At 67.2% G+C, this 20713-nt stretch carries 15 protein-coding genes; 5 read left to right on the top strand and 10 right to left on the bottom strand.

Annotation, left to right across the window (positions count from 1 at the left end):
- Positions 1 to 16: 16 nt before the first annotated feature.
- The 4 genes from ACFOJE_RS03230 to ACFOJE_RS03215 are packed head-to-tail and all read right to left on the bottom strand — an operon-like array spanning position 17 to position 4735.
- Positions 17 to 1543, bottom strand: coding sequence for an efflux transporter outer membrane subunit (locus ACFOJE_RS03230; RefSeq protein WP_377812817.1), 1527 nt, complete (start codon positions 1541 to 1543; stop codon positions 17 to 19).
- A complete protein-coding gene (locus ACFOJE_RS03225) occupies positions 1540 to 2454 on the bottom strand; it encodes an efflux RND transporter periplasmic adaptor subunit (protein ID WP_377812816.1) in 915 nt (304 codons plus the stop codon). Before ACFOJE_RS03225 ends, ACFOJE_RS03230 begins: the two co-directional genes overlap by 4 nt.
- A complete protein-coding gene (locus ACFOJE_RS03220; RefSeq protein ID WP_377812815.1) occupies positions 2451 to 2660 on the bottom strand; it encodes a DUF1656 domain-containing protein in 210 nt (69 codons plus the stop codon). The genes ACFOJE_RS03225 and ACFOJE_RS03220 overlap by 4 nt, the downstream gene beginning before the upstream one ends.
- Positions 2657 to 4735, bottom strand: a complete 2079-nt coding sequence (locus tag ACFOJE_RS03215) for an FUSC family protein (RefSeq protein ID WP_377812814.1) — start codon at positions 4733 to 4735, stop codon at positions 2657 to 2659. The genes ACFOJE_RS03220 and ACFOJE_RS03215 overlap by 4 nt, the downstream gene beginning before the upstream one ends.
- Before the next feature lie 215 nt (positions 4736 to 4950).
- On the opposite strand from ACFOJE_RS03215, the gene ACFOJE_RS03210 reads away from it, so the two are divergent.
- Positions 4951 to 5877 carry a helix-turn-helix domain-containing protein gene (locus tag ACFOJE_RS03210; RefSeq protein WP_377812813.1) on the top strand — a complete coding sequence of 309 codons (927 nt, stop codon included), beginning with the start codon at positions 4951 to 4953 and terminating at the stop codon, positions 5875 to 5877.
- A 3-nt stretch (positions 5878 to 5880) separates the two neighbouring features.
- On the opposite strand, the gene ACFOJE_RS03205 is transcribed toward ACFOJE_RS03210, so the two are convergent.
- The 6 genes from ACFOJE_RS03205 to ACFOJE_RS03180 form a co-directional block, all read right to left on the bottom strand.
- Positions 5881 to 7665, bottom strand: coding sequence for a bifunctional diguanylate cyclase/phosphodiesterase (locus tag ACFOJE_RS03205; protein WP_377812812.1), 1785 nt, complete (start codon positions 7663 to 7665; stop codon positions 5881 to 5883).
- A gap of 120 nt (positions 7666 to 7785) precedes the next feature.
- Entirely contained in the window at positions 7786 to 8391 is a 606-nt protein-coding gene (locus tag ACFOJE_RS03200) for a phosphatase PAP2 family protein (RefSeq protein WP_377812811.1), read from the bottom strand.
- 80 nt (positions 8392 to 8471) lie between these two features.
- Positions 8472 to 10247, bottom strand: coding sequence for a bifunctional diguanylate cyclase/phosphodiesterase (locus ACFOJE_RS03195; protein ID WP_377812810.1), 1776 nt, complete (start codon positions 10245 to 10247; stop codon positions 8472 to 8474).
- A gap of 187 nt (positions 10248 to 10434) precedes the next feature.
- The gene (locus ACFOJE_RS03190; RefSeq protein ID WP_377812809.1) at positions 10435 to 11883 is read right to left on the bottom strand and encodes an efflux transporter outer membrane subunit; all 1449 of its coding nucleotides are present in this window, start codon (positions 11881 to 11883) and stop codon (positions 10435 to 10437) included.
- Positions 11880 to 15020, bottom strand: coding sequence for an efflux RND transporter permease subunit (locus tag ACFOJE_RS03185; protein ID WP_377812808.1), 3141 nt, complete (start codon positions 15018 to 15020; stop codon positions 11880 to 11882). The genes ACFOJE_RS03190 and ACFOJE_RS03185 overlap by 4 nt, the downstream gene beginning before the upstream one ends.
- 14 nt (positions 15021 to 15034) lie before the next feature.
- Positions 15035 to 16183 carry an efflux RND transporter periplasmic adaptor subunit gene (locus ACFOJE_RS03180; RefSeq protein WP_377812807.1) on the bottom strand — a complete coding sequence of 383 codons (1149 nt, stop codon included), beginning with the start codon at positions 16181 to 16183 and terminating at the stop codon, positions 15035 to 15037.
- Positions 16184 to 16402: 219 nt separating this feature from the next.
- Between ACFOJE_RS03180 and ACFOJE_RS03175 the strand changes: the two genes are divergently transcribed.
- The 4 genes from ACFOJE_RS03175 to ACFOJE_RS03160 form a co-directional block, all read left to right on the top strand.
- On the top strand, positions 16403 to 17188 hold the full coding sequence (locus ACFOJE_RS03175) for an IclR family transcriptional regulator (RefSeq protein ID WP_377812806.1): 786 nt from the start codon (positions 16403 to 16405) through the stop codon (positions 17186 to 17188).
- A gap of 243 nt (positions 17189 to 17431) precedes the next feature.
- Positions 17432 to 17692: a DUF2790 domain-containing protein gene (locus ACFOJE_RS03170; protein ID WP_377812805.1), complete on the top strand. Its 261-nt coding sequence runs from the start codon at positions 17432 to 17434 to the stop codon at positions 17690 to 17692.
- Between the two features lie 325 nt (positions 17693 to 18017).
- The gene (locus ACFOJE_RS03165; protein WP_377812804.1) at positions 18018 to 18278 is read left to right on the top strand and encodes a DUF2790 domain-containing protein; all 261 of its coding nucleotides are present in this window, start codon (positions 18018 to 18020) and stop codon (positions 18276 to 18278) included.
- A 543-nt stretch (positions 18279 to 18821) separates the two neighbouring features.
- Positions 18822 to 20713: glycosyl hydrolase family 28-related protein (locus ACFOJE_RS03160; RefSeq protein WP_377812803.1), on the top strand; the 1892-nt coding region annotated here is incomplete at its 3' end.

The raw sequence follows: 20713 nt of genomic DNA, 5'->3' as shown, positions 1-20713 counted from the left end.
GTTCGTGGAAATTTCGTCAATGGGCGGATCGGGAGGCCGTGCCGGCCGCTCTGGCTCCGGATTCCGGCGCGGGCGAGCCGTGCTTGGCGCTCTTCGCTTCGCCGATCCTTTCGCTCTCGCCGCGGGCGTTTTCCCAGCCGCCGCCGAGGGCGAGGAACAGGTTGACCTGATCCATGGACAGCTGGGATTCCGATTCGGCCAGGGTGGCTTCGGCGGAGGCCAGGGTCCGGTCGGCGTCCAGGCTGTCCAGGTAGGGCAGGCGGCCTTCGCGGTACAGCCGGCGGTTGTACTCGGCGGCGTCGCGGGCGGCGTCGCGGGCCTCGCGCAGGGACTGGTTGCGCACCAGGTCGTGCTCGTAGTGGGTGAGCAGGGTCTGGGTCTCGCGCAGGGCGTTCAGCACCACGCCGTCGAAGTGCGCCAGGGCGGCGCCGGCGCCGGCCTCCGAAGCGCGGACGCGGGCGCGGTCGACCCCGGTGGGGAAGTGCCACATGATCTTCGGGCCGAACATCCAGCGGCGGGTGAGGCCGGTGCCGATGTAATCGCTGATGCCGGTGTAGCCGAAGTTGGCGAAGAGCGAGACCTCGGGGTACATCTCGGCGATGGACACGCCGATGTCCGCGGTGGCGGCGGCCAGTTCGCGCTCGGCGGCGCGGATGTCCGGACGGCGCCTGAGCAGGGCGGCGCCGTCGCCCACCGGCAGCGGCTCCGCCAGCTGCGGGGCGTGCTTGCAGGCGGCCGCGCCCGGCGGCAGGTCGCCCGGGGTGCGGCCGAGCAGGGCCGACAGCTGATAGAGCGCTGCGGCCTTCTTCGATTCGAAGGGCGGGATCTGCGCGCGCAGGCTCTCCGCCTGGGCCTGGGCCCGGGATACGTCCACCTCGTTGCCGCGGCCGCCTTCGAACAGGCGCCGGGCCACCTCCAGCTCGCGTTCCTGGATCTCCAGGGAGTGCTCGGCGATCTCCAGTTCCTCGCTGGCGTGGCAGGATTCCATGTAGCTGCGCACCACCTGCGCCACCACCGTGATCCGCGCCGTGTCCAGCACGGCCTGGCTGGCCTGGGTACTGGCCGCGGCGGATTCGGTGGCGCGCTTGAGCTTGCCGAACAGGTCGAGCTGGTAGGAGACCTCGCCCAGCACGCTGGTGAGGTTCATGACCGGCAGCTTTTCCATCAGCGCCAGCGACTGGCTGGAGATCTGGCCGCGCCCGGTCGAGCCTTCGGCGATGAACTGCGGGTCGTTGGCGCTCCGGGCCATCATGAAGCCCTCGAAGGCGCGGCGCAGGTTGAAGTAGGCCTGGCGCAGGTCGGTGTTCCTGGCCAGCGCCTCGTGCACCAGGGCATCCAGCTTGGGATCGCGATAGAGCTGCCACCAGTCGGCGGGCAGGTCCTCCTGGCTGACCTCGGTGCCGTGGCCCATCTCGAAGGGGGCCTGGGCCTGCGGCTTGTTGGCCACTGCTTCGGCCGGCAGCTGGTAGTTGGGGCCGAGCCTGATGCAGGCGCTCAGCGCCAGGGGCAGGGCGGCGACGGCGAAGCGGGCGAGCGCTCTCATCGGCTCACCTGCTCCGCCGGTTCGGCCGCCGGCCGCTGGCCTTCCGGCCAGGGCAGCACCTTCAGGGTGGCGGTGCGGCCGACCACCAGGCGGACCTCCGCGGGCGCCTCGTCGATCGACACCCGCACCGGGATGCGTTGCGCCAGCCGCACCCAGTTGAAGCTCGGATCGATGTTCGGCAGCATGCTGGAGCTGGCCTGGCGGTCGCGGTCCTCGATGCCGGCGGCGATGCTCTGCACGTGCCCGCGCAGATGGCGGGACTCGCCCATCAGCTGGATGTCCACCGGCTGGCCGATCTGGATGCCCTCCATCTTGGTTTCCTCGAAATAGCCCTCCACCCGCAGGGAGCCGGTATCGACGATGGACAGCACCGACTGGCCGGTCTTCACGTAGTCGCCGACGCGCACCACGCGGTCGCTGACGTAGCCGTCCACCGGGGTGATCACGTTGGTCCGCTCGAGGTTCAGGCGCGCGGTGCCGAGGGCCGCCTCGGCGGTGCCCAGGGCGGCCTCGGCGCGCTTGACCATGGTGTCGCCCACCTCGATGGTCTCGGTGGCCACCAGGCCCTTCAGGGCGACGTTGCGCCGGGCCTCGCGGCGCGCCTGCTCGAGCTGGGCGCGGCGCTCCTTGACCATGGCCTCGGCCTCCTGCACGGCCAGCTCGAAGCGGGCGCGGTCGATGACCAGCAGGGTCTGGCCGCGGCTGACCTTCTGGTTGTCGCTCACCTTCACCTCGGTCACCAGACCGGATACGTCCGGCGCGATCTGGATGACGTTGGCGTGCACCCGGCCGTCGCGGGTCCAGGGTTCCTTCATGTAGTAGTCCCACAGATTCAGGACGACGACCGCGGCGATGGCCACGGCTGCCAGGGTAACGGCCACTGAGCCGAGGGCGGGAATCCACTTCTTCACAGTTTCAATCCGGGTACGAAGGTGAAAATGACACCCAGCACGATGATGTACAGGGCCAGGTTGAACAGCGGCGGATGCCACACGAAGCGATAGAAGCCGAGGCGCGTCAGCAGGGTGCGCAGCCCGGCCTTCAGCAGGTAGGCGCCGAGCATCATGGCCAGCAGGGTCGGCACGTAGACGCCGTAGATGTTCAGATGTCCGGTCATGCGGGCGCTCCGACGGGGTTGGGGCCGGACGACGGCGGCAGTGGCGCGTCGGCGGCGGCGCTGGAGGGGGCTTCCGGGAACAGGCACAGGCTCAGGCCGTTCAGGGCCAGGGCGGCCTTGCGGGCGCTGCGCGAGGACGAGCCCGCCAGGGACGCCAGCGCCTCGTCCAGCTGTTGCCGCAACAGCTCGGGGGGCGGCAGCTGGTGGCGTTTCTCGGCACAGGCCAGATAGTAGCCATGCAGGGTCTTCAGCAGCGGGCGCACCTGCTGCTTGAGCGGTTCGGACAGGCTCTTCTGCTTGCGCAGTTCGAGCAGGGAGAAGCAGACGTGCAGATCGCGGATCGTGTCGGTCAGGGCCAGCTGCGGATTGTTGACCTGGCTCAGGCGCGGCAGCAGCTGGGTGGTGCGGTCGATCATCTGCGCGGCGATCCGGTCCCGCTCGCGCAGGTCGCGCAGGGTGGTCAGCTCGGACAGATCGGCCAGGTCGCGCCAGGCGGAGCGCATCAGCCGGCGGGTGGAGCGCTCGGCGCCGAAGGGCTTGCTCACCCGGGCCCAGACCAGGGCGAAGATCAGGCCCAGGATCATGGACAGGGAGTGGTCGGCGAACAGCGGGAAGTTCGCCTTGTAGGTGTCCTGGATGGTGATGCTGGAAACCATCTGCACGGCGAACAGCATCACCGCCATGCTGAACTGCGGGCGTCCGGCGAGGGTGCCGCTCAGCAGCAGCGGCAGCGCCAGGGCGATCGCCAGCATGCTGAAGTCGTGGATCAGCGGCATGAGCCCGAACAGGTAGATTCCGGCGGCGAGGGTCGCCACCAGCGTGCAGTTGAGGAAGGAGCGGATGAAGGGCGCGGGGTTGTCCTGGGCGCTGAAGAAGCAGCCGACCACCGCGATCATGAAGATGCCGCTGGAGCCGTAGTTCCAGCCGAGGTTCATCCACGCCAGGCAGCCCACCAGCACCGACAGCCCCACCGAGATGGCCGAGTAGGCGATCAGCCCGTAGTCGAAGTGGCGCGGACCGCCGACCAGCTGGCGGACCTTGTAGCCCAGTTCCGGCGCCTGCACGGCGTCGCCCCGGACGAAGCTCTGGCGCAGGCTCTGGAAGTCCTGCCAGAGCGTGACCAGCTCGCGCAGGCCGTCCATGGCGCCGCCGATCAGCAGGGCCTGGGCCGGATAGCTCTCGCTCAGCCAGGTTTCCAGATGACGGCTGTGCTCGCGCAGCTGGCGGGCATCGACGGCCGCGCCTTCCTTGCCCTGCACCCAGTCGTTGACCCGCGAGATCAGCTCCTTCAGCTCTTCCGGCAGACCGTCCAGCTCGCGGTCCAGCCGGCGCAGCGGATCGGCCAGGGCGCCGAGCTGCGGCAGCAGCATGGCCATGCGCGAGCGGAACTCGCGGGCGTAGCGGGCCGGCAGGTGGCTGGCCTCGTCGTAGGACAGCTGCACGATCATGGCGTCCAGCGACATCACGTCGACCAGCGTCTTGTTCAGCCGGACCCGGTCCGGCTCGTCGAAGTCGAAGGTGCTGAGCATGCGGCCGGTGAGGAACCGGGCGTCTTCCAGCAGCTTGTCCATCTTGGCGCCGAGCACCGGGGCGATCCGGCTGGGAAACACCACGGCATTGATCACCGCGGCGCAGACGATGCCGAGCACGATCTCCTCGGTACGCGCCAGGGCCACGTTGAACACGGTCTCCGGATCGTTCACGTGGCTCAGGCCGATCAGCGGCACGGTATAGGCCGCCAGCATGAAGATGTAGCTGCGCGGCGTCCGGTCGAGCTGCGAGAAGTAGAACAGGGCACCGACCCAGAGGGCGATGACCAGGCTCAGCATCACCGGCTGGTGGGCGAACGGCGGGACGATGGCCACCGAGGCGCAGGCGCCGAGGAAGGTGCCGAGGGCGCGATAGAGCGACTTCGAGCTGGTCGCGCCCGACAGCGGATGGGACACGATGTACACCGAGGACATCGCCCAGTACGGGTTGTCCAGCGGGATCGCCATGGCGATGTAGAGGGCAAGCAGGGCTGCCATCAGCGCTTTGGACGAGTGCAGCCACTCACGCCAGGTTGGAATGTTCATTGTAACGAGGGATGCCCGGTGTCATGCCGTTTCGAGGGAGGTGGAAAAGCGCGTCGGCATGAGGATGTCACGATCATTGCCTGCTATTAAACCCCACCTGGAATTGAACAATCGGGACGACAAATAGGACAATCCGTGCAGAAATCGCCCGCTGCGTCCGGCGCGCATCTGCGCGAAAACGGCGGTCCGCCGCGACGCAACGGCTCAGGAGTGAGATGAAACGTATCCCGAATTATGCGCTCTACGGCGAATCGGCGCTGCCCGTCTGGTGCGACCTGCTGCACCTGGAGTGGATCACCGAGCGCAGCCGTCCGAATCGCTGGGAGATCAAGCCCCATCAGCACGACGCCCTGCTGCAGATCGTCTACATCCGCAGCGGCGAGGGCGAGATCAGCATCGAGAACCGCCGGATCGCCTTCACCGCCCCCTGCATCATCCTCCTGCCCTGCCGCACGGTGCACGCCTTCCGCTGCACCGAAGAGACCGACGGCCCGATCATCACCGCCGCGCAGCGGCCGCTGGAGTCCATGGCGCGGATCGCCTCGCCCGACGTGTTCGGCCTGATCCAGCAGCCGGCGGTGATTCCGCTGCCCTGGCCGGCGGACGGCCAGGAGCCGCTCTGGCCGCTGTTCCAGCTGCTGCAGCAGGAGGCCCACAGCATGGCCCGCGGCCATGTGGCCGCCGGGCTGTCGCTGCTGATCGCCCTGCTGGTGCAGATCTCCCGGCTGGACCGGCAGAGCGCCGCCAGGCGTCCGGGAAAGGGCCGCCGCGCGGCGCTGCTCGGCCAGTTCCGCGAACTGGTGAACCAGCATTTCCGCAGTCACTGGACCCTGGACCTGTATGCCGAGAAGCTCGGCATCAGCCCGGCCCAGCTCGGCCGCATCTGCCGCGAGGAGCTCGGCGAGGCGCCGATGGCCCTGGTCGGCGGACGGGTCATGCGCGAGGCGCAGCGCCAGCTCGCCTACACGGATCTGGAGATCAAGCAGATCGCCCACGGTCTGGGCTTCAGCGACAGCTCCTACTTCAGCCGCTATTTCCGCAAGCAGGCCGGCATCACGCCGCGGGAGTTCCGCGACGCCTTCCAGAGCGCCGAAGGCGCCGTGGTGGCGGTGCCGCGGGAGGACCGGCTGGTTTCCCGCTAGGTTTCACTCGGCCAGGGCGGCGAGGGGCCTGGGCGCCAGCATCTCCCGGGTGTCGACGATGCGCAGGCTGTCGCCGGCGACGGCCTTGGACTGGTGCTTGGCGACCGAGGCCAGCTCGGCGAGCCGGGCGGCGTCCAGCTGCGCGCAGGTCTCCGGGAACAGCCGCACCGCGCCGAGGGACAGGCTGAGCAGGGGGAACTCCTGCTGGCGGCCCTGGCGGTCGAAGGAGACGAAGCTCTCGGCCCGCAGGTGCTCGTCGTGGTAGTGGCGCCGGCACTCGCGGCGAAAGTCCTCCTGCAGGCGCTGCAGCCGCAGCGGCCAGTCCGGCGAGGTCAGCACCAGGAGGAAATCGTCGCCGCCGATGTGGCCGAGGAAGTCGCCGCGCGGGTCGATCTGCCGGCCCAGGCACTGGGCCAGGGCCAGCAGCACCTCATCGCCCTTGGCGTAGCCGTAGCAGTCATTGTAGGGCTTGAAGTGGTCGATGTCGACGTAGCAGACCAGCGCCTCGCAGGGGTTCTGCAGCAGGCGGGTCAGGCACTGCTGGATCGGCACGTTGCCGGGCAGCAGGGTGAGGGGGTTGGCGTGGCGGGCCTGCTGGATCTTCTGCTCGGTGATCAGCTTGAGCACGTCGATGGCCCGGCCGATGCCGCGGTAGCGGCCGTCGCGGGTGATGACGAAGTCCTCCTCGATGCGCTGGCGGGCGCGGCTGGTGAGCAGGCGGCTGACCTGCTGCAGGGAGTGGCCCTGGTCCACGGCGAGGAAGTCCGGGTTCATCAGCCGGCCGATCGTCTTGCGCGCGTACAGGTCGGTGCCGAACGGCTTGAGCAGGGCGTCGGACAGCGCGTGGCGGTGGACGAAGCCGATCGGGCGCTGCTGGTCGTCGATCACCGCCAGCGACATCAGGGTGGGCTGGGCCTGGAACAGGGCGAGGACCCGGGCGATCGGCGTGCCGTCCGGCACGCCCGGCTGCTCGATCAGCAGGGGCGTCAGGTCGTCGGCGTCCTGGGCCAGGGCGCAGGTCCGCTTCATGGGCGGCAGGCAGTCGGCGATCTCGCTCGGCGGCAGCGCCGAGGGGCGGGCGAACAGATAACCCTGCAGCAGGTCGACGCCCATGTCCATCAGGGTCTCCAGCTCCTCGGCGCACTCGATGCCCTCGGCGATCACCTCGGCGCGGGAGGCCTTGGCCATCTGCAGGATGGAGCCGACGAACTCGCGCTTGACCGGGTCGCGGTGGATGCCGTCGATGAAGTGGCGGTCGATCTTCACGTAGTCGGGGCGCAGCTCGGACCACAGGCGCAGGCTGGAGTAGCCGGCGCCGAGGTCGTCGAGGGCGATGGCGAAGCCCATGGCGCGGTAGTGGTGCAGGGCGGCGTCGAGCAGGGCGAAGTCGTCGATGGGGGTCTGCTCGGTCAGCTCGATGACCACCCGCTGCGGCGGGAGCCCTAAGCTCTCCAGCAACTGCAGGGTGTAGCCGGGCTGGTGGCCGGGGTCGAGCAGGGTTTCCGGGGAGACGTTGAGGAACAGCTTGCCGCCCAGCTCCAGGTGGTGGAAGCGCTGGCAGGCCCGCTTGCGGCACAGCTGCTCCAGTTCGCTCAGGCGGCCGGCGTGGCGGGCGGCGGAGAACAACGGCAGGGGCGCGTGCAGGGGGCTGTTGGACGGGCCGCGGGTCAGGGCCTCGTAACCGAACAGGCGTTGTTCGGACAGGCACAGGATGGGCTGGAACAGGGTATTGAGATCACCGTTGGCGATGATCAGATGCAAAGCGTTCAACTGCTCGGCGACAGTCATGATGGAATCCACTGTGTCAACTTGACATTACGACCGCGGGCATTTGACTCCTTCCGCATGACCAAAGTGTGACGGGCGTACCAAAGTGATGGCGCGATCCGCTTCGGCCGGCCGCCGTTCCTAGCGTTGCCAGTCGCCGGGGACGAACACCTCCGCGTGGCCGGAGATCCCCAGCGCGAGCCGATCCAGCCATTCCTCGACGGGCAGTCTGGGCAGGGTGGTGGCATAGCCGATCAGGCCGATGCCGAGCAGTAGCGGCAGCGGGCGCAGGCGCTGCAGCGGGTAGCGTTCGAGCCGCTGCAGAAAGAAACCGGCGGCCGCCGTGCCGAGCAGGAAGCCGAGAAGCGCCTCGGACAGGGAGTGGGAGTGCCCGGCCACCCGGGTCAGGGCAAACCAGCCGCCGGCGCAGAGACCGGCCAGGCCGGCGGGCCAGCGCAGGCGCGGTCGCAGCTGGCGGGCCAGCAGGCTCAGCAGCACCGTGCCCATCAGCGTCGCGTTCAGGGCCTGGCCGCTGATCACGGCGAAGTCGAGGGAGCGGATGCCCAGGCCCCAGCCCTTGAAGGCCAGCTTGCTGACGATCACCGGCAGATAGCTGGCGCCGAGAACGGCCAGCCAGGCCAGCGCGGCTCTTGGCGAGCGGGCGAGCAGCAGCCAGGAAGCGATGATCGCTGCGGCCGGCAGCATGATCGCCATGTCGGCGAACCGGGTGACTTCTGTAAATGCCATGGGCAAATCCGCCTGACCTGCCCGGCAAGTCTAGCCGGCAATCGAGACGGTCGCCGGGCAGTGGCGCCGTCGGTCGGCGCTCACTCCGCCAGCGCCGGTCGCGCCAGCATTTCCCGGGTGTCGATGACCCGCAGGCTGTCGCCGGCGACGGCCTTGGACTGGTGCTTGGCGACCGAGGCCAGCTCGGCGAGCCGGGCGGCGTCCAGCTGCGCGCAGGTCTCCGGGAACAGCCGCACCGCGCCGAGGGACAGGCTGAGCAGGGGGAACTCCTGCTGGCGGCCCTGGCGGTCGAAGGAGACGAAGCTCTCGGCCCGCAGGTGCTCGTCGTGGTAGTGGCGCCGGCACTCGCGGCGAAAGTCCTCCTGCAGGCGCTGCAGCCGCAGCGGCCAGTCCGGCGAGGTCAGCACCAGGAGGAAATCGTCGCCGCCGATGTGGCCGAGGAAGTCGCCGTGCGGGTCGATCTGCCGGCCCAGGCACTGGGCCAGGGCCAGCAGCACCTCATCGCCCTTGGCGTAGCCGTAGCAGTCATTGTAGGGCTTGAAGTGGTCGATGTCGACGTAGCAGACCAGCGCCTCGCAGGGGTTCTGCAGCAGGCGGGTCAGGCACTGCTGGATCGGCACGTTGCCGGGCAGCAGGGTGAGGGGGTTGGCGTGGCGGGCCTGCTGGATCTTCTGCTCGGTGATCAGCTTGAGCACGTCGATGGCCCGGCCGATGCCGCGGTAGCGGCCGTCGCGGGTGATGACGAAGTCCTCCTCGATGCGCTGGCGGGCGCGGCTGGTGAGCAGGCGGCTGACCTGCTGCAGGGAGTGGCCCTGGTCCACGGCGAGGAAGTCCGGGTTCATCAGCCGGCGGATCGCCTTGCGGGCGAAGAGTTCGGCGGCGAAGGGCTTGAGCAGGGCCTCGGAGAGGGCGTGGCGGCGGACGATGCCGACCGGCTGGCCCTGGTCGTCGATCACCGCCAGCGACATCAGGGCGGCCTGGGCCTGGAACAGGGCGAGGACCCGGGAAATCGGGGTGTGGTCGGGTACCCCGGCCTGCTCGATCAGCAGCGGCGTCAGGTCGTTGCCCTCGTGCTCCAGACTCGAAACCCGCCCCGGCACCGGCAGGCAGTCGTCGATTCGGCTCGGCGGCTGCGCCTCGGGCCGGGCGAACAGATAGCCCTGCAGCAGGTCGACGCCCATGTCCATCAGGGTCTCCAGCTCCTCGGCGCACTCGATGCCCTCGGCGATCACCTCGGCGCGGGAGGCCTTGGCCATCTGCAGGATGGAGCCGACGAACTCGCGCTTGACCGGGTCGCGGTGGATGCCGTCGATGAAGTGGCGGTCGATCTTCACGTAGTCGGGACGCAGCTCGGACCACAGGCGCAGGCTGGAGTAGCCGGCGCCGAGGTCGTCGAGGGCGATGGCGAAGCCCATGGCGCGGTAGTGGTGCAGGGCGGCGTCGAGCAGGGCGAAGTCGTCGATGGGGGTCTGCTCGGTCAGCTCGATGACCACCCGCTGCGGGGGAATGCCCAGGCTTTCCAGCAACTGCAGGGTGTAGCCGGGCTGGTGGTCGGGGTCGAGCAGGGTTTCCGGGGAGACGTTGAGGAACAGCTTGCCGCCCAGCTCCAGATGGTGGAAGCGCTGGCAGGCCCGCTTGCGGCACAGCTGCTCCAGTTCGCTCAGGCGGCCGGCGTGGCGGGCGGCGGAGAACAGTGGCAGGGGCGCGTGCAGGGGGCTGCCGGACGGGCCGCGGGTCAGGGCCTCGTAGCCGAACAGGCGCTGTTCGGAAAGGCTCAGGATGGGCTGGAACAGGGTGTGGATATCGCCATGAGCGAGGATCAGATGCAGGGCGCTCAGCTGCTCGGTGACGGTCATGGGGCAGTCCTTTGGATATCAAAATGCCATTAGTTTCCTGGGGGCATTTCACTCCTTCTGTATGACCGAAATGTGATGTCGGCGACGAAATCCGGGTGAACTCCGTCCGTTGCCGGAGCGTTCGCGGGGCGCTGCCGGACTGCCGGCAGGCGGAAAGAAAAAGGGCCACCGAAGTGGCCCCGTCGCTTCAGGAGGGATCGGCCGCCGGGCCGGTGCCGGCCTGGCCGAGGCTGGTGCGCTGCCAGCCGCCGCCGAGGGCCTTGTACAGGCCGACTTCGGCGTTCAGCTGCAGCAGGCGGTCGGTGAGCAGCTGCTGCTGGGCGGCGAAGAGCTGGCGCTGGGAGTCGAGCACGCTGAGGTAGTTGTCCACACCCTCGTCGTAGCGTTGCTGGGCCAGCTGATAGTAGGCCTGGTAGTTATCCACAAGGTCGCCCTGCGCCTTCAACTGGCGGCCGAAGGTGCCGCGGGCGGCGAGACCGTCGGATACTTCGCGGAAGGCGGTCTGGATGCTCTTCTCGTAGCCGGCGACGTTGATGTCCTTCTGGATCTTGGCGTAATCCAGGCTGGCCCGCAGTCGCCCTCCGGTGAAGATCGGCACGCTGATCCGCGGCATGAAGCTCCAGGTGCCGGAGCCGGCGCCGAACAGATCGCCCAGGTCGGCGCTCAGGGTGCCGGCGGCCGCGGTCAGGGTGATCTTCGGGAAGAACGCCGCGCGCGCCGCGCCGATGTTGGCGTTGGCCGCCCGCAGCTGGTGCTCGGCGGCGCGGATGTCCGGCCGGCGCAGCAGGAGGTCGGCCGGCAGTCCCGGCGGCACCTCGGCCAGCGCGTCCTTGCCCAGCGGCAGCCCCTGCGGCAGGTCCGCCGGGATGCTGCTGCCGAGCAGCAGGCGCAGGGCGTTGGCGTCCTCGGCGATGTAGCGGGTGTAGAGCGCTTCCTGGGCGCGTGCCTGGTCCACCAGGGTGCGCGCCTGGCGCACGTCCAGATCGGAGGCGGTGCCCACTTCGGCGCTGGCTTCGATCAGCGACAGACTGTGCCGGTAGCTCTGCAAGGTGGCCTGGGTCAGCTTCAGCAGGTCCTGGTCGGTGCGCCAGGTGAAGTAGGTGGTGGCCACGTCGCCGACCAGGGCGATATGCACGCTGCGCCGCGCCTCCTCGGTGGCCAGGTAGTTCTCCAGGGCCTGCCGGTTGAGGCTGCGGATGCGCCCGAAGACGTCCAGCTCGTAGGCGCTGACGCCCACGGTCAGGCCGTACTGGCTCTGGATACCGGGCTTGCCGCTGCTCATCAGGTCGCCCGGCAAGCGCTCGCGGCTGCTCTGGTAGTCGGTGCCGATCTGGGGGACCAGCTCCGAGCGCTGGATGCGGTACTGCGCCCGGTAGGCCTCGACGTTCAGCGCCGCCTGGCGCAGGTCCCGGTTGTTCTCCAGCGCCTGGCCGATCAGCCGCTGCAGCGCGGGATCGCGGAAGACCTCCTGCCAGCCGATGGCGGCCGCCGCCGGCCCCTGCGCCTGCTGCTCGGCGTAGGCCGCGCCCTTGGGCCAGTCGGGCTCGACGGGCGCCTGCGGGCGCTGGTAGTTCGGCATCATGGTGCAGCCGCCGAGCGCCAGGGCGACCGCCACGGCCAGTGACTTGAACTTCATGCGGTTTCTCCTGCGGCGTCGACGGCGTCGTTCTTCTTCCGGCCCTCGAACAGCCTCACCACCACCACGTAGAACAGCGGCACGAAGAACAAGGCGAGCACGGTGGCGGTGATCATGCCGCCGACCAGGCCGGTGGCGATCGAGTGCTGGCTGCCGGAACCGGCGCCGGCGGCGCGGGCCATGGGCAGCACGCCGAAGGTGAAGGCCAGCGAGGTCATCAGGATCGGCCGCAGGCGCAGCTTGGTGGCTTCGATGGCGGCCTTGGCCAGGGGCATTCCTTCCTTCTCGTAGAGCTCCTTGGCGAACTCGACGATCAGGATGGCGTTCTTCGCCGACAGGCCGACGGTGGTCATCAGGCCGATCTGGAAGTACACGTCGGCGGTCAGGTCGCGCCACAGGGTGGCGAGCACCGCGCCGAGGATGCCCAGCGGCACCACCAGCATCACCGCCACCGGCACCGACCAGCTCTCGTACAGCGCCGCCAAGCAGAGGAACACGATCAGCACGGTCAGGGCGTAGAGCATCGGGGCCTGGTCGCCGGTCTGGATCTCCTCGTAGGACAGGCCGGTGTAGCTCAGGCCGATACCCGGCGGCATCTGCTTCATGATCTCGGCGATCGCCACCATGGCATCCCCGGTGCTGTAGCCGGGCGCCGGCTGGCCGAGGATTTCCACCGAGGAGATGCCGCCGTAGCGCTCCAGCTTGGGCGAGCCGTACATCCACTCGCCGCGGGCGAAGGCGGAGAACGGCACCATCTGGCCCAGGGCGTTGCGCACGTACCACTTGTCGAAGTCTTCCGGGGCGATTCGCGAATCATCCTTGCCCTGGATGTAGACGCGCTTGACCCGACCGCGGTCGATGAAGTCGTTGACGTACTTCGAGCCCCAGGCGGCGGACATGGTGTCGTTGATCGACTGGATGCTGACCTGCAGGGCGCGGGCCTTCTCGTCGTCGATGATGACCTTGTACTGCGGCTCGTCGTCCTTGCCGTTGGGGCGCACGGCGCTCAGCACCGGGTTCTGCCTGGCCAGTTGCAGGAACTGGTCGCGGGCCGCCATCAGCGCCTCGTGGCCGAGGCCCGAGCTGTCCTGCAGGTAGAGGTCGAAGCCCATGGCGTTGCCCATCTCGAGGATCGCCGGCGGCACGAAGGGCAGCACGGTGGCGTCCCTGACCTGGGCGAAGCGGCCCATCGCGCGCTGCGCCAGACTGAACACGTCCTGGCCCTGGTCATGGCGCAGACTCCAGTCCTTGAGCAGGACCAGGGCGAGGCCGGAGTTCTGGCCGCGGCCGGCGAAGTTGAAGCCGTTGACGGTGAGGACCGACTTCACCATCGAGCCTTCTTCCTTCAACAGGTAGTCGCGGACCTCCTCCAGGACCTGCTCCGTACGCTGGGCCGAGGAGTTCACCGGCATGCGCACCTCGACCATCATCAGGCCCTGGTCTTCGCCGGGCAGGAAGGCTTTCGGGATCTTGGTGAACAGGTAGCCGGTGCCGCCGACGATCAGCAGGAAGATCAGCAGGTAGCGTCCGCGATGGCGGAACATGCCGGCGACGCCGCGCTCGAAGCGCTGGGTGCCGCGGTCGAAGGTGCGGTTGAACCAGCCGAAGAAGCCCTTCTTCTCGTGGTGGCCGTCCTTCGGCGCCTTGAGGATGGTGGCGCACAGGGCCGGGGTGAAGATCAGCGCGACCAGCACCGACAGGCCCATGCAGACCACGATGGTGATGGCGAACTGGCGGTAGATGATGCCGGCGGAGCCGCCGAAGAAGGCCATGGGCACGAACACCGCCGCCAGCACCGTGCCGATGCCGATCAGGGCGCCGGAGATCTGGCCCATGGACTTGCGCGTGGCTTCCAGCGGCGACAGTCCTTCCTCGTGCATCAGGCGTTCGACGTTCTCCACCACCACGATGGCATCGTCCACCAGCAGGCCGATGGCCAGCACCATGGCGTACATGGTCAGCACGTTGATGGTGATGCCGAACAGCGGCAGCAGGGAGAAGGTCGCCAGCAGCACCACCGGCACCGCCAGGGTGGGGATCAGGGTGGCGCGGAAGCTCTGCAGGAACAGGTACATCACCAGGAAGACCAGCACCACGGCCTCGATGATGGTGTGTATCACCGAGTCGATAGAGGCCTCGACCACCGGGCTGGTCTCGTAGGGATAGCGCACCTCGACCCCTTCCGGCAGATAGGCCTTCTGCTTCTCCATGACCTCTTTCACCGCCTTCACGGTTTCCAGCAGGTTGCCGCCGGTGGCCAGGCGCAGGGCCAGGTTGGCCCCTGGCAGGCCGTTGAGCTTGCTGGAGATGGAGAAGTTGTCGGCGCCCAGCGACACCTCGGCGACGTCCTTGACGCGGATCTGCGAGCCGTCGGTGTTGACCTTGACCAGGATGTTCTCGAACTCCTCGGGGGTGGTCATCCGCGACTTGCCGATCACCGTGGCGTTCAGCTGCACGCCGCTGCGGGTGGGCAGGCCGCCGAGCATGCCGGAGGAGATCTGCACGTTCTGCTGGGTGATGGCGTCGGCCACGTCGCTGGGGGTCAGCTGGTAGCTGTTGAGCTTGCCCGGGTCGAGCCAGATGCGCATGGCGTAGGGCGAGCCGAACAGCTGGAAGTCGCCCACGCCGGGGATCCGCGAGATGGGGTCCTGCAACTGCGAGGCGATCAGGTTGCCGAGGTCGAAGTTGTCGAGCCGGCCGCTGGTGTCGACCAGACCGACGACCAGGAAGAAGTTCCTCTGGTACTTCACCACGCGCAGGCCCTGGCGCTGCACTTCCTGGGGCAGGCGCGGGATGGCCAGCTGCAGCTTGTTCTGCACCTGCACCTGGGCGATGTCCGGGTTGGTGCCCTGGTTGAAGGTGACGATGATCATCATGTTGCCGTCGGAGCTGCTCTCCGCGGACATGTAGCGGAAGCCGTCAAGGCCGCTGAGCTGCTGCTCGATGACCTGCACCACGGTGTCCTGCACCGTCTGCGCCGAGGCGCCCGGGTAGGAGACCTGGATCGACACCGCCGGAGCGGCGATGTTCGGGTACTGACTGATCGGCATCTTCAGCAGCGACAGCGTCCCGGCGAGCATGGCCACGAGGGCCAGCACCCAGGCGAAGATCGGCCGGTCAATGAAAAAACGGGACATGGACCTCGAACTCCTCAGTTGGCCGCTTTAGGCGTCTTGCCGCTGAAATCGGCGACCAGATCGACGTTCTTGGCCGCGACCGGCTGGACCGCGATGCCGTTGCGCATGCGCTGGATGCCCTCGGTGACGACGCGCTCGCCGTTCTGCAGGCCCGAGTCGACCAGCCAGGCGTTGCCGACGGTGCGCAAGGCCTCGACCTGACGCATTTCCACGCTGTTGTCCGGCTTGACCACCCAGACGTTGGCCGCGCCGCGGCTATCGCGGAAGAGCGCCTGCTGCGGGACCAGCAGCGCGTTCTGCTGCACGCCTTCCTTGAGCTGGGCGTGGACGAACATGCCCGGCAGCAGCTTGCGGTTGGGGTTGGGGAAGACCGCGCGCAGGGTCACCGAGCCGGTGGTCGGGTCGACCTGCACCTCGTTGAACTTGAGGGCGCCGGGCAACGGGTAGGGGCTGCCGTCGTCCAGGGTCAGGCTGACCTCGGCCTGGTTCTCGCCGACCTTCTGCAGGCGGCCGGACTCCAGGGCGCGCTGCAGGCCGAGCAGCCGGGTGATCGGCTGGTTGATGTCCACGTAGATCGGGTCGAGCTGGGTGACGATGGTCAGCTCCTGTTCCTGGCCGTTGGTGACCAGGGCGCCCTCGGTGATGCGGGTGCGGCCGATCCGACCGGAAATCGGCGCCAGCACCTTGGTGTATTCCACGTTGACCCGCGCCATCTGCACGTCGGCCTGGGCCTGTTTCCAGGCGGCCACGGCGTTGTCGTACTGCTGCTGGCTGACCGCCTTGGTCTGCAGCAGCCGCTCGTAGCGCTTGACCAGATTACCGGTGGTGACCTGGTTGGCCTCGGCCCGGGCCAGCTCGGCTTCGTAGGTCTTGGGATAGATCTGGTACAGCTGCTGTCCCTTGACCACCTCGGTGCCCTCGGTGAACAGGCGCTGCTGGAGGATACCGCTGACCTGGGGGCGCACCTGGGCCACCCGGTAGGCGGTGGTCCGCCCCGGCAGGTCGGTGGTCAGGGTCAGCGATTGCGCCTGGATGGTATACACGCCGACGACCTGGGCCGGGGGCGTGCTGGCCGCCTGCTCGGCCTTGTTACAGCCCGCCAGCAGCAGGATTGCAGCCAGCGGGAGGAGGCGGGAGAGGGGAAAGGAGCCTTTGAGTTTCACGGGCTGAAATCCTTGAGAAAAATGGGACATTAGTTTTATGTATCGTATTATGGTGCAGTGTATCATCATGTGGTTTTCAACAGGCAAGACCGGAATCGTAAAAGATTCGTAAAAGGAAATGACGCGACCCGAAGCCGGGCGGAGTGGGTCTTGCGGATGCGGGCGACATGCGTCCACCTATCTAGAGCGGCGGCGCCGCGATGCGACGAGTAGCGAGCGATGAGCAAACAGGAGCCGGAAATCGGCGAGGAAAACAAACAGTGCGGCATCCAGGTGATCGCCCGGGCCGCCGCGATCATGCGCACCCTGGGCGAGCACCCGCATGGGCTCAGTCTGGCGGCCATCGCCCAGGCGGTGGACCTGCCGCGCTCCACCGTGCAGCGCATCGTCGGCGCGCTGGAGGCCGAATACCTGGTCGAGGCCATCTGCCGCAGCGGCGGCTTCCGCCTCGGGCCGGCGCTCGGCCGGCTGATCCACCGGACCCAGACCGACATCATCACCGTGGTCCGCCCGTATCTGGAGCAGCTGGCGAACCAGCTGCAGGAGTCGGTGAGCCTGTCCAAGCAGGCCGGCAAGAACATCTACGTGATCGACCGCATCGTCGCCGAGCGCGAGTTGCGCGTGGTCTTCCCCATCGGCATCCACGTGCCCCTGCACTCGACGGCCTCCGGCAAGGTGCTGCTGTCCCGGCTGAACGACGAGCAGGTGCGCGATCTGCTGCCCGATCCGCTGCCGCCCATGACCTGCAACACCCACGACCTGCCGACCCTGCTGAACGAGCTGGCGACGATCCGCAAGACCGGCGTCGCCATCGAACAGGAGGAGAACACCGAAGGCATGTCTTCCGTCGCCGTGCTGCTGGATACCTACCTGGGGCCCTTCACGATCGCCGTGGTCGTGCCCAGTCCGCGCGCCGCGCGGCGGATCGACCTCTTCAAGAAGGCGCTGCTGGAGTGCAAGCAGGAGATCGAGCGGATGATCGGCGGCAACGCCTGCAAGCCCTGACGGGTCGCGGGCGTCGGAAGGGCGCCCGCCAATTTATTCCTGGCAGTTGAAAGTGCTTGCTCAAACTGCTCGTATAACTTCGGAAGTTGCACTCCTAAACTACAACCAACTCCTCGAAAGAGCCCGCACACCGAATAACGAGGCTTCAGCAAACGACCTCTCGGTGTCGCGAATCAACTTCAGCAAGCCTGTTCAAGTACTACTGAAGCTTTTGAAAAGTTTGCAGTGCCAGGTACATTGAAAATGAAAACCCTGATCGCTCTGTTGATGGCCGGTGTTTCCTGCCTGTCGATGGCGGAAGAACGCATCGCCGATGCCCAGCCGCAACCCCAGGTCGAGCACTACAGCTACTCGAGCCATCTGGACATCGCCAAGGTCATCGACAAGAGCCCGGTTCCCGAAACTTGTGGCGTGGTGCCGGTGCAGATGACCTACGAAGACCACCAGGGCCAGCGCCACACCATGGAATACTTGGTGATGGGCAACGGTTGCTCCAAGAGCTGACAGCCTTCCCTCTCCGGCAGTTGCCTGCTGCAGTCTCGAACCCCCTCCCCGCGAGGGGGTTTTTTATGCGCCGGCGCAAGGCCGGGCAATATTTTCCGAAGAGTTCCCGAAAATTGATTCCAGACAGTTGAAAGTGCTTGCTTTAATTGCCCGTGTAACTTAGCGACTTGAACTTCTAGACTATACCCAACTCCTCGAAAGAGCCCGCACACCGAATAACGAGGCTTCAGCAAACGACCTCTCCGGTGTCGCGAATCAACTTCAGCAAGCCTGTTCAAGTACTACTGAAGCTTTTAAAAAAGTTTGCAGTGCCAGGTACATTGAAATGAAAACCCTGATTGCTTTGTTCATGGCCGGCGTTTCCTGTCTGTCGATGGCAGTCGAGCAAACCGCCGATGCCGAGGAACAACCGCCAGTCGAGCAATATTCCTATTCGACCCATCTGGATATCGCCAAGGTCGTCAGTTACAGCGAAGTTCCCAACGTCTGCAGCGTGGTGCCGGTGCAGATGACCTACGACGACCACCAGGGCGCGCGCCACACCATCGAATATCTGGTGATGGGTAACGGCTGCAACCGCAACTGACCGTTCTGCCGCTGCCCGTGGCGACCTCCGACCCCCTCCCGTGCGAGGGGGTTTTTCATGGTCGGCCTTCCAGAGTGCCACCAGCGAGCCTTCCGGTTGACGTCAAGAAATGGTCGCGCGCTGGCTGCGATCGGGATGTCTCGATCCTCCTTCCGTACCCCGCCTTCCGTCGCCGCGAGGTTCCGCGTGGCCGCCTCGCCATCCCCTTCGACGCCGCCTGAACCGGGCATCTGCGCCGGAACGGCCGAGCCGCGCGGGTCGCAGGGCGCCATTGCCGCGATGTCGGCGCCGACCGCCCCGTTGCCCGCCGGAGCCGATCATTCCGCCACGATGTCCGGGTAATGGCGATTTCTGCCGGAAAACCGGCGGGAGCCTTCCCGCTAGTCGGGTAATTGTCGGAGAAAAACGTTTTGGGTCTGTCGTTCCGTTTTCCTCGACTACTGTTGAAACCCGAGGCGCACGGAGTTCCGCACGGGTTTGCGGCGCGGCCTTATGGAGTTTCATTGCAGCGTAGAGCTGCCATTGAACGTGGAGGCGGAAAGAATGACCCTCAATGTGAAGGAGTTCGGAGCGAAGGGGGATGGCACCACGGATGACCGGCAAGCCATCCAGGCGGCGATCGACGCTGCAGCTGCCGCCGGAGGCGGCACGGTTTACCTGCCGGCTGGCGAGTATCGGGTCAGCGGCGGGGGAGAGCCCTCGGACGGCGCCCTGGAGCTGAAGGACAACGTCTATCTGCAGGGTGCGGGGATGGGCAAGACCGTCATCAAGATGGTCGACGGCTGGAACCAGGACGTCACCGGCGTGGTGCGTTCGCCCTTCGCCGTGGGAACGTCCAACTTCGGCATCAGCGACATGACCCTGGACGGCAACCGCGACAACATCCCGGCCGGAGTCAAGGTCGACGGCTGGTTCAACGGCTATGCGCCTGGCCAGAACGGCGCCGACCGCAATGTCACCATCGAGCGGGTGGAAGTGCGCGAGATGTCCGGCTACGGCTTCGACCCGCACGAGCAGACCTACAACCTGGCCATCCGCGACAGCGTCGCCCACGACAACGGTCTCGACGGCTTCGTCGCGGACTACCAGGTCAACGGCATCTTCGAGAACAACGTCGCCTACAACAACGACCGCCACGGCTTCAACGTGGTCACCAGCACCCACGACTTCGTCCTGCGCGACAACGAGGCCTACGGCAACGGCGGCAACGGCGTGGTGGTGCAGCGCGGCTCCGAGAACCTGCCCTCGCCCGACAGCATCCTCATCGACGGCGGCTCCTATCACGACAACGCCCTGGAAGGGGTGATGGTCAAGATGAGCGACAACGTCACGGTGCAGGACGCCGACATCTACGGGAACGGCCGGACCGGCGTGCGCGTACTCGGTGCGGAAGGCACCAAGATCCTCGACAACACCATCAAGGACAACGCGCAGAGCGGCCCCTTCCCGGAGGTCGCCGTGCAGGGCTTCGACGACACCGCCGGGGTTTCCGGAAAGGTCTATTCCACCTCGAACACGGTGATCGACGGCAACACCATCAACGGCTCGACCAATTCGACCTATGGCGTGGAAGAGCGGGGGCCCAACACCGACTACACCACGGTGAGCAACAACGACATCACCGAAGTGCGCAGCCCGGGGATCCTGGCCGGCACGCACTCGACGGCCACCACCGGGACGTCGGGCGGCGACGACCCGGTGGCGGCGGCGGAGCCGGGCGCCAGCGCCGCGCCGATGACCCAGGGTGGTCTGTTCAACGATCACCTGGCCGGCGGCGCGGACAACGACATCCTGACCGGGGCCGGCGGTCGCGACACGATGACCGGCAACGGCGGCAGCGACGTGTTCCGTTTCACCGACAAGCTGGACAGCTACCGCAACGCCTCGACCGGGGTGAGCAGCATCGACACGATCACCGACTTCACCCCCGGTACCGACCGGATCGATGTATCCGCCCTGGGCTACACCGGCCTGGGCGCGGGTAACGATGGCAGTACCCTGACCGCCTCGCTGAGCAGCGACGGCACCAAGACCTACATCAAGGACCTGGTGGCCGACGAGGCGGGCAATCGCTTCCAGATTGCGCTGCAGGGCAATCACCTGACCGAGCTGTCGGCGGCCGATTTCATCTTTGCCGGGGCCGCCATCCAATCCCCCCCCCTGACGGACACCCAAAGTGAGGAACGTCCCATGGACGATAAAAAACTGAATGGAGCCGGCCAGTCACCGGCCGATGTCCCTGTCGCCGCCGCCGAGTCGAGCAGTCCGTCCGTGCCGATGACCCAGGGCAGCCTGTTCAACGACCATCTGGTCGGCACGGCGGACAACGACACCCTGACCGGGGCCGGCGGCCGCGACACCATGACCGGCAACGGCGGCAGCGACGTGTTCCGCTTCAACGACAAGCTGGACAGCTACCGCAACGCCTCGACCGG

The organism is Azotobacter bryophylli (assembly GCF_042643485.1).
Classification (GTDB): domain Bacteria; phylum Pseudomonadota; class Gammaproteobacteria; order Pseudomonadales; family Pseudomonadaceae; genus Azotobacter; species Azotobacter bryophylli.
This window is presented reverse-complemented; position numbering and strand designations above follow the sequence as displayed.

Coding starts and splice junctions, on each gene's coding strand:
- ACFOJE_RS03230 (WP_377812817.1), bottom strand. CDS start 1,543: ATGAGAGCGCTCGCCCGCTTCGCCGTCGCCGCCCTGCCCCTGGCGCTG.
- ACFOJE_RS03220 (WP_377812815.1), bottom strand. CDS start 2,660: ATGACCGGACATCTGAACATCTACGGCGTCTACGTGCCGACCCTGCTG.
- ACFOJE_RS03215 (WP_377812814.1), bottom strand. CDS start 4,735: ATGAACATTCCAACCTGGCGTGAGTGGCTGCACTCGTCCAAAGCGCTG.
- ACFOJE_RS03210 (WP_377812813.1), top strand. CDS start 4,951: ATGAAACGTATCCCGAATTATGCGCTCTACGGCGAATCGGCGCTGCCC.
- ACFOJE_RS03205 (WP_377812812.1), bottom strand. CDS start 7,665: ATGACTGTCGCCGAGCAGTTGAACGCTTTGCATCTGATCATCGCCAAC.
- ACFOJE_RS03200 (WP_377812811.1), bottom strand. CDS start 8,391: ATGGCATTTACAGAAGTCACCCGGTTCGCCGACATGGCGATCATGCTG.
- ACFOJE_RS03195 (WP_377812810.1), bottom strand. CDS start 10,247: ATGACCGTCACCGAGCAGCTGAGCGCCCTGCATCTGATCCTCGCTCAT.
- ACFOJE_RS03190 (WP_377812809.1), bottom strand. CDS start 11,883: ATGAAGTTCAAGTCACTGGCCGTGGCGGTCGCCCTGGCGCTCGGCGGC.
- ACFOJE_RS03185 (WP_377812808.1), bottom strand. CDS start 15,020: ATGTCCCGTTTTTTCATTGACCGGCCGATCTTCGCCTGGGTGCTGGCC.
- ACFOJE_RS03175 (WP_377812806.1), top strand. CDS start 16,403: ATGAGCAAACAGGAGCCGGAAATCGGCGAGGAAAACAAACAGTGCGGC.
- ACFOJE_RS03170 (WP_377812805.1), top strand. CDS start 17,432: ATGAAAACCCTGATCGCTCTGTTGATGGCCGGTGTTTCCTGCCTGTCG.
- ACFOJE_RS03165 (WP_377812804.1), top strand. CDS start 18,018: ATGAAAACCCTGATTGCTTTGTTCATGGCCGGCGTTTCCTGTCTGTCG.